At 63.7% G+C, this 9,001-nt stretch carries 4 protein-coding genes; 2 read left to right on the plus strand and 2 right to left on the minus strand.

The features are described 5' to 3' along the window. Positions 1–44: 44 nt before the first annotated feature. Entirely contained in the window at positions 45–557 is a 513-nt protein-coding gene (locus A2790_RS11465; protein ID WP_293351784.1) for a MarR family transcriptional regulator, read from the minus strand. 535 nt (positions 558–1,092) lie between these two features. Beyond that, positions 1,093–1,323: a hypothetical protein gene (locus A2790_RS11470; protein WP_293391408.1), complete on the minus strand. Its 231-nt coding sequence runs from the start codon at positions 1,321–1,323 to the stop codon at positions 1,093–1,095. A 927-nt stretch (positions 1,324–2,250) separates the two neighbouring features. Here A2790_RS11470 and A2790_RS11475 point away from each other — a divergent pair. Together A2790_RS11475 and A2790_RS11480 are read left to right on the plus strand one after the other, a co-directional pair. After that, positions 2,251–5,376: a TonB-dependent receptor gene (locus A2790_RS11475; RefSeq protein ID WP_293391410.1), complete on the plus strand. Its 3,126-nt coding sequence runs from the start codon at positions 2,251–2,253 to the stop codon at positions 5,374–5,376. A 122-nt stretch (positions 5,377–5,498) separates the two neighbouring features. Beyond that, positions 5,499–8,228 (plus strand): TonB-dependent receptor, encoded by a 2,730-nt coding sequence (locus tag A2790_RS11480; RefSeq protein ID WP_293391412.1) that lies wholly within the window; start codon positions 5,499–5,501, stop codon positions 8,226–8,228. The last annotated feature ends 773 nt before the right edge of the window (positions 8,229–9,001 follow it).

Below are 9,001 nucleotides of genomic sequence, written 5' to 3' on the forward strand. Positions count from 1 at the left end.
CGCTCTTTGCCGAGTTGCTAGCGGATACGCCGTGCGCCGTGGAGTCAGCGTTCGAGTTCGTAGCTGAGGTTCGAGCGCATCCGTTCAAGAATCCGGTGCAGCATCTGCTCCTCGCTTCGTGTCAGCCCCTGAAAATAGACGCCCCGCAGCCAGCTGGCCGCCTCGACGAGTTGGGGCATCATGTCTCGCGAACCCTCGCCCCCGTAGATGAGCCATTCTCGCTGGTCGGCCGAAGAGCGCACCCGCCGGACGAGGCGCAGGGCCTCCAGCGCCCGCAACAGCTGGCCAACCGGAGCGCGCTCGATGTCCATTGCCCGCGCCAGCATGGACTGGGAGAGGCCCTCGTTCTGCATGACGTAGACGAGAACGCGCCACTGTGGGCGCGTCAGCCCCAGGGACCTAACGCGGCGGTCAAAGCCTTTCCGCATCAATCGCGTCACATCGGCAACAAGAAAACCAACGTTCTCAATTCGGGCGGCGGCGACCGACGCGGTTTCATGGCCGGCCGTGGGTTTGCGTCCCTCGTTCTCTTCCGCCGCGGATCGCGTGTTGGTCATTTTTCGTGCCACGACGAGAGTAGTCTAGATATCCGTGCGGCCGCGCAAGTGTCTCGAAGCCGCAGCTGAGCGCCCATCGAGCGGTTCCCCCGCACCACCGGCCAGTCCCGAGAGGTGATCCAGGTTGAATGTTGGCGCATGGCGGTCGCTGACGCCACGTTTGGGGTGCCATCCGGAAAATGGACATCGTCCCCCGCAGCACGTGAGGGGCTTGCGTTGAGCAACTATTATTGTAGCATACAAGTGCTTTTGGACTCTAATTCCTTCCCAGAGCATCACTCGCGCCGCGCGCCAGCAGATGGTGCGCGGCGCGCCTTTGAACCCGCCTAGCTCAATTCTCCTGGCCTGTTCGACACGCCCTCAGCATTCGGGTTCGGCGCTCAGATTGGCGCGCAGCCTCGCAAACGCCAATTGGCCACCGCGCCGTCAGCCGTTCGCGCAGCCGTCCGAAAGGCGCAAGGCAGGCTCCGCGCGGATATTTGGATGCGAGACCACCCGCCATTCCATTGGGCCGATGCCTACAATGACTGTCTCGCTAGGCCCGGCTTCCGTTGCAGGTCGCGAGCTTTTCCGCGCTAAGCGAGCGTCGCGCGTCCCCCAGGCTCTCGATGGCGCCGAATCGCCTCGAGAGCTGCTTACAGGCCTCAAGCGTGATCGTGCGGGAGTTGGGAAGGGCGGCCACGCACTGGGTCCCTTCGCATTGGAAGATTGTGCCGCCGGCAACGAACTTCACCTTCTTCTCGATCGCAGCGCGAAGTTTGGCCACGACGGGTTCCGCCCCGGACGCGCTTCCGCCTGTGAGCGTCGCCAGCATGAGGGCCGTGGCGAGCGCTGTAGCGAGTCTCATGAGACCTCCGATTCAAGTGTGCGCCGTCTGACGGCGCCCAGTCGGTACATGGGTCGCCACGGTCGAGTTTGTATCCTATCCACATTATTCCATCATCCGAATATTGTCTGGTGAGACTCCAGCGACTCCCGCCGACGTTGGGCGTCCGCAGGTGCAGGGGCGCACGTGAGGCGGCGCCATTGCCGCAACTCCGCCTGACCGATTGGTTGGATTGGCGGCCGACGAGGTTGAGGCCGTGGCGGCCCTGGAGGGCGATCGGCCCTATCCCTCAGCAGGACTGGTGACCGAACGGACCTCGGCCGAGGAACGATCGGCCGGGACGCGCAGATCAACAGGGCCGCTGCTGACAATTGAGCCGAGATGCGGGCAGGGCCGCTTCCAGCGCGCTTGATTTCGCGGACTGTCACGGGGAGGTCGGTCGAAGGCGCGAGGAAAGGCCGTCTTCAACTGGCCGACCGGCCAAACCCGGCCCCGCGTCGCCAACGGCCGCGCTTGGCCTGCCGGATTTGCATCCCCGATGCCCCACATGGACACCCTCGCCTCCAACGCCGAAGGATGCGGTTCGCGCGGTGGCCGGTCGAAATCCCTCTGCAAGCGTCTGGGCCGCTTGCGTCGCTGCCCTGAGCGACCATGGGCTTGCACAACTACTATTGTGCGTTACGTTATGAAATGGATGACGATGCGCCGCCGCATCCTCGGGAGCGGAAGGGTGCTAGCGGGTTCGGGGCGAACTCAGGCCCAGACAAGATGACCGAGATTTCCTGCCGATGCAGAAACTCGTCGGCATGAAGGCGTCCTAGATTCCGCACGATAACGATGCGGGTCGGACAAAGGGGAGAAAACAGGATGATGAACCATCGCTATTTCTGCGGAAGCTCGATGCTGGCCGTCGTGTTCGCACTGGGCCTGGCAGGAACCGCATCGGCACAGACCGCCGACAGGCCCACCGAGGTCGAGGAGGTCATCGTCACGGGCTCCTTCATTGCGGGGACGCCGGAAGACGCCGCCATGCCGGTCGATGTGCTTTCGAGTAAGGACCTCGAAGCGCAGGGCAGTCCCTCCGTCGTGCAGCTTGTCAAGACGATCACTTCCTCGCAATCGTCGCTTGGCGAGAGCAATCGCTATAACGGCGGCGCGGGAACCGCCACGATCAACCTGCGGGGTTTCGGCGCCGCCCGCACGCTGACCCTGATGAACGGTCGCCGGTTGGCGGACAGTCCCGCCGCGGCCTTTCAGGGTGGGGGAGCAAACCTCAACTTCATTCCGACCGCAGCGGTCGGCCGCATTGAGGTCCTTAAGGATGGGGCCGCCGCGACCTATGGTTCGGACGCGATCGGCGGCGTGGTCAACTTCCTTACCCGGCGGGACCTGGACGGACTGGAGTTGGACGGAGAATATGCCCTCATCGACGGCTCCAATGGCGACTATCAGGGCAACGTCGCCTGGGGAAAGCAGTTCGACAACGGCAACGTCCTGCTGACCGCCGGCTACCGGCACCGGTCCCGCCTCGACATCCATGACCGCGACTGGGCCCTCCGATCCTTCGATTTCGGCGGCTATGCGGGCGCCGGTGGCTGGACTGGGGCCTCTAACCCTGGCCTGTTCCTGGGGGGCGCAAACCTGTTCCGCGACAATGGCTGCGCGGAACTGGGCGGCACGCTCACCAACAACGTCACCTATCCAAACCCTCTTAGCGGCACCCTCGGCCAAGGTGCGTCGGCGACCGTGGCTGTGCCGGTCAGCGCGCAGAGTCCGGCGACCGCTGGTTCGCTCTGCCGCTTCCAGTTCTCCAACTTCAACGACTTGGTTAACCGCGAGGATCACTATCAACTCTACGCCGAAGTCAACTTTGACCTGTCGGAAAAGTTGTCCTTCCACGGCGAAGCGGCGTGGACCAAGAACGATACGCCGATGCAGCGACTCTCACCGGCCAACCTGACGGCCCAATACCCCTCGCCTGTCGCCATCGGTGGAACCTCCTTCTCCCCCACCGCGCCCAATGGTCCCAACTTCGCCGTTCCCTACAACATCCCGGCCAATCACCCGGGTCTCGTGGCCCTTCTCAACGACTGCCGGGCGCCGCTCACCGCCGCTCAGTGCGCCGCCGTCCGGGGCTCCGCCAATAGCTCGGTGGGGGCCCAGCCTGGCGCGCCGCTCGGCGCCCGGGGCGTCGACATCGTCCAGCTCGGCTGGCGGGCGATCGCCTTCGCAGGGCACCCGCTCAACGCGGACAAGGCCGACCACCAGGAGGTGGTGAATGACGCCTTCCGCATCTCGGGCGGCTTCAAGGGGGAGCTCTTTGCCGGCATCAAGTTCGACACCGCGCTCACCTACATGGAGCAGAAGAACACCTCGAACACCAATGACCTGCTGGTGTCGCGCATCCAGCTGGCCCTACGTGGCTTCGGCGCGCAGGCGAGCGACCCTGGCGGCTGCACGGCTGCGGAGACCAACAATTTCACCACCGGCGCCGGCAATGCGGCCCTGGGGTGCCACTACTTCAATCCCTTCACCAACGGCGTGCAAACCAGCGCCGTGAACGGCGCCGCCAATCCCTTCTACAATCCGGCTGTCGCCAACGATCCTCAGGTCGTTGCCTGGCTGTACGGCAACTACACGAATGTCCTAACCAACAAGCTCCTGGTCGCCGAGACGGTCTTCTCCGGCGAGACAGGTATCGAACTTGCGGGGGGCCCTGTCGCCTGGGCCTTGGGAGCCCAGTACCGCTACACGCAGGAAATCCGCAAGTACGGCGAGTTCTTCAATTCCGCTGAAACGCCGTGCCCCGACCGGCCGGCCTGCGCCGACGAAAGCGGCCCCCTGCAATTCTTCGGCTCCGCCGTGGACCGCGACGACGACGCAAACGTCAAGGCGATCTTCGCGGAAGTCCAAGTTCCCGTGCTCGAGAACCTCAACCTGAACTTCGCGATCCGCCACGAAGATTACCAGGGCAGAATCGGATCAACCACCAATCCGAAGGTCGCCGCAAAATGGCAGGTGACCGATTTCCTGGCTCTGCGCGGCAGCGCCAGTACGACGTTCCGCGCGCCGGCCCCCGGCCTCGTCAGCACCGGCTGCAACAATGGCGTGCGTGTCCTGGGTAGCGCCTATCGCGCCTTCCAGAGCTGCGGGAACCCCGACCTAAAGCCCGAGAAGGCCGACACCTTCAATGTGGGGGCCATCTTGGAGATCGGCGGCTTCACGGCGACACTCGACTATTTCAACTTCAAGTTCAAAGACGAGATCACCGAAGAGAGCGGCGGTCGGCTCTATGCCACCATGTTCCCCGGCGGCTCTAACGCGAACTGCGGGAACCCGGCCTTCGCCGAACTCCAGGCCAGGTTCACCTTTGCGGGCGCCTGCGGCGCGGCCAACGTGGCGCGTCTGCGCAGCTTCACAATCAACGGGCCAAACACCAAGACATCGGGTCTTGAGTTCCGCGCCCAATACGATTGGGACGGCTGGTTTGAAGGCCGTTGGGCCGTCGGCGGCGAGGCCACCTATCTGATCGAGTACAAGCGAGGGGCCACGTCACTGCTCGGGACCGACATCGCCATCTCCCCGGCCGAGGACCGCGCCGGACTCAGCGAGTTGGTGAATGAGTTCTTCTCCTACTCTCAATTACGGGCCAATGGGTTCCTTGCCTTCAATCGGGGGCCACTGTCCGTCCGCTGGCAGACCCGGTACGCAGAAGGCACGTCGCCGGCCTTCGGAGCGCCGTTGTTCGTGACCGTCCCCAATCCCAGCGCGCCCTCTGGTCGCGACCTGGTTCCCGTCGGAAAGTCAAAGGACTTCTGGCAGCACGACCTCGTCGCCCGCTGGGAGGCGCCCTGGGACACGACGATCACGGCCAGCGTGCAGAACGTGTTCGACACCGATCCACCCTACGTGGCGAGCCAGTACAACTACGATTACACGAATGGCAATCCGCTCGGCCGGGTGTTCGAGGTTGGCTTCAAGAAGCGGTTCTAGCCAGGCCTCCATGATCATGGCGGCGTGACCGGTCGCGGTCGACTCGGGCCACCAGAGGCGCCGCACCGGCTCATGCCGGGAAACGCAACAAATTCATCAGATCGGCTGGGGAGGCCGGCAACATGACTTCCAGACACAATCTCCTGATAACGAGCGCTCTCGCCCTCACGGCTGTCACCGGATCGGCCAACGCTCAGCCCGTCAATGTCATTGAGGAGCTGGTCGTCACCGCCGAAAAGCGGGAGCAGAGCCTCCAGGACGTGCCGGTGGCCATTTCGGCGTTCACCAGCAAGCAGCGCGACCTGGTGGGTGTGAACTCGGTCCAGGATCTCACCAACTTCACACCAGGCTTCACCTATCAGTCCGGCAACGACCGGGCCAGCATGCGCGGCATCGGCCGCCTGACCAACATCCACGCCGTCGACGGCGCCGTTTCGATCTACATTGATGGGCTCTTTACAACCTCGGCGGTGCTGGCGGGCGGCCCCCCCTTGGACGTCGACCGGGTTGAAATCCTGCGCGGTCCGCAAGGCACGCTATACGGCCGGAACGCCATCGGCGGCACGGTCAACATCATCTCGATGCGCCCGACCAAGGACTTCTATGCAGAGGTTCGTGCCATCGCAGAGAATTACGGGGTCACCAACTTCCAGGCCGCCGTTTCCGGTCCCATCACGGACAATCTGAGGTTCCGCGTCTCAGGCTATAAGTTCGACCAGCGGAAGGGCTACTTCAAGAACTTGGCCGGCGGTCCGTCGGAAGGTAGCAAGCGGGACGAGTACCAAGCCCAATTCCAGCTTGAAGCAGACCTCGGCGAGAACGCCGAGTTGTGGGTCTCGTACAAGACGCTGGTGTGGCACAATCGGGGCGGCCCCGGCGCACGGGCGGACTATCGCAACGCCCCCTACGAGACCGGGCGCCTCGATCCGAATTTCTCGATCGTCTACAACTCCGCCCATGGCTATTCACCGGAGACGGGGGTCAATGGGATTGTGCCGGGCAGCCTACGGCAGTTCGGCAACACGAATATCACGGTCAATCCGGCTTTGGCGGACTCACACGAGTTCAATACGAACAACGCTGAGCGCGTCCGGCTGCGCGACGTCAACTCGCTGACGACCAACTTCGTCTACCACCTGCCCAGCATCGACATCCGCTACGTGGGCGGCATCCAAGAGTACAAGTACGACCTGTACGGCGACACCGACGCCACAAACGTCCAGTCCTTCCAGATACCACTTGCTCCAGGATCGATCTGTGGAACCGTTGGCGCCCTGTTTGCGGCCGGACGCTCCGCGGTCAACTGCACTCCTTTGACCGTAAATGCGGACAATACGTTCCACTATTTTGAATATCCAAAATGGTACAGCCACGAGATCAACATTTCGTCGACGGATGACGGCCCCCTCCAATGGATTGTGGGCGCGTACTACTACAACGAGAAATACAGTGGGACCGGCGCCACCGCCGACTTCTTCCTCAACGGCCCCTCCAGCCTCCGCACTCCGATCCTTGGCGCAGCGCCCAATCCGCAAGGCCTCTGGTCGCTGGGCGACTACGACCTGACGACCGAGAGCAAAGCCGTGTTCGGGCAGGTGGACTGGCAGGCGACGGAGACCCTGAAGGTGACCGCGGGCCTGCGCTACACCAAGGACGAGAAGTCCGGAACGGAGTTCCGGCGAATCGTCTGCAACTCGGACGCCTGCTATCCAGGCCTATATCCGGCCCTCGGTCTTGGCGCTTTCGGTCCCGGCACAGCGGCGAACTGGGGCAGCCTCCTAGGCAATCTCAACGCGCTGCCGGCAGTCGGCCAGGCGCTGGGGCTCGGCAACGCGCTCGCGCCCCTCGGCGGTCTCGGCAACGGCGCCATGGATCTGACCGACACGCTCGCCCCAAAGAGCACGGCCGGCCTGATCGAAGGGGTCACCAGTCCTTCCGTCTGCACGGGGGGCGTGTGCCGCCAATACACGATCGGCGCCAACGGCATCGCCAGCCGCAAGCTTGGCGATACCTCGGACGCCTGGACGGGGACCTTCGGACTCCAGTGGGAGCCCGACGACGATACGATGGCCTATGCTCGCTATAGCCGCGGCTACAAGGCGTTCGGGTTTTCGGCTGGAGGGTTCCTGGCCGATCCCAAGGCGGACGAAGAGACCGTCAACGCTTATGAGGTCGGCCTAAAGAAGAACGTGGGCTCCACGCTGCAGGTGAACGCTGCACTATTTTATCTGGATTACCGGAACCTGCAGGCGCCGGTCACCGTGCGGGTTGGTCCGACCAACGTCGGCCAGTTCGTGAACATCGCCAAGTCGCGGTCCAGCGGCCTGGAGTTCGGTACGATCTGGCAGCCGATCCGGCCAGTGCGTCTGACGATGGACTACGGTTACAACCCGACGAAGATCCGGAAGAGCGTAACGCTCGTGGATACCAACGATAACATCAACACCGGCCCCGTCAGCGTGGTCGGAAACCGCCTGCCGCAGGCGCCGAAGCACAAGCTAGCGCTAAACGGGTCCTACACTTTCGAGATGGATCCCGGCGCGCTCACCCTGGGCGCGACCTATCTGTACCGATCCGAAGCCTACGCCAACGTGTTCACCAGAGAGTATAATAAGGCCCCATCTTGGGAACAGGTGGATCTCCGCGCCTACTGGGCGCCGACGGGCGGCAAGTACACCGTGATCGCCTATGTCAAGAACGTGTTTGACACCGAAGGCTACCAAGCTGCGCTTGAGGGCTCCAACCGCAACAACAGTCCCACCGTTCCGTCGGATCGCTTCGCCACGGGCGCCCAGAACCTGGAGCTCACCCCGCCTCGTCTCTACGGCCTTGAGCTACAATACCGGTTTTAGTACACGCTCATCTTACCACAGCGAATCTTGGGGCGCTCCGCCGCATGGCGGCGCGCCCTGGGTCGCAAGAGTTGGTGTGAACCCACGGCACGCCTGCGTCGGAGCCTCCAACGACGCCAGCTGCCGAAGGGGCCGGCTTGCCCAGGCTCCGAGGCAGGTCTGGCTCGCCGACCCCGCCTCATCCCCACCGGCGATGGGCTGGCTGCACCTGGCCGCAGTGCTCGACCTCTTCACCCGCAAGATCGTCGGCAGGTTCAGGCGGTCCACTCGGTATGTGGAGATCGCCCTAGGGCTCCTGCATATGGCCATCGAGCGCCAACGGCCGGTGCCCGGCCTGACCCTGCTCGAGCTCGAAAAATGTCAGAATGTCAGCTTGAAATGGGCGCGCGCAGCGACTGGGAAGCCACCTTGCGCGCCGCGGCGCATAGGGCGGACCGGCTGGCGCCTCTGGCTATGGTGGCCCTTGCGACCGCCTCGCATGGCCGCTTCTTCCTGCGGCCTAGGTGTGTGGTCCCCGGTGTGTGGGGGACTCAGTTTGCTGAGTGCTCACACCGGGAGGAGCCATGGGCCAGGTACTCCACGGCAGCGCCACACCACTCACGCCATCCGAGCGGCAATACAGCGATCGAAGGCTCCGCTCAAAGAGCTAGCCGCCAGGTACGGCCTCAATCGGAAGACAGTGCGTCAGCACCATGCCGCCGGCGAGAAGGTGTTCGTCGACTTCGCCGGCGACACCATCGACGTGATCGATCCGGTGACGGGCCTCGCCCGGG

Origin of the sequence: Phenylobacterium sp. RIFCSPHIGHO2_01_FULL_69_31 (assembly GCF_001824475.1) — a bacterium.
Lineage (GTDB): Bacteria > Pseudomonadota > Alphaproteobacteria > Caulobacterales > Caulobacteraceae > Phenylobacterium.

What these genes read in the sequence shown, in the direction of transcription:
- A2790_RS11465 (WP_293351784.1), bottom strand. Translation starts at nt 557, where the DNA reads ATGACCAACACGCGATCCGCGGCGGAAGAGAACGAGGGACGCAAACCC.
- A2790_RS11475 (WP_293391410.1), top strand. Translation starts at nt 2,251, where the DNA reads ATGATGAACCATCGCTATTTCTGCGGAAGCTCGATGCTGGCCGTCGTG.
- A2790_RS11480 (WP_293391412.1), top strand. Translation starts at nt 5,499, where the DNA reads ATGACTTCCAGACACAATCTCCTGATAACGAGCGCTCTCGCCCTCACG.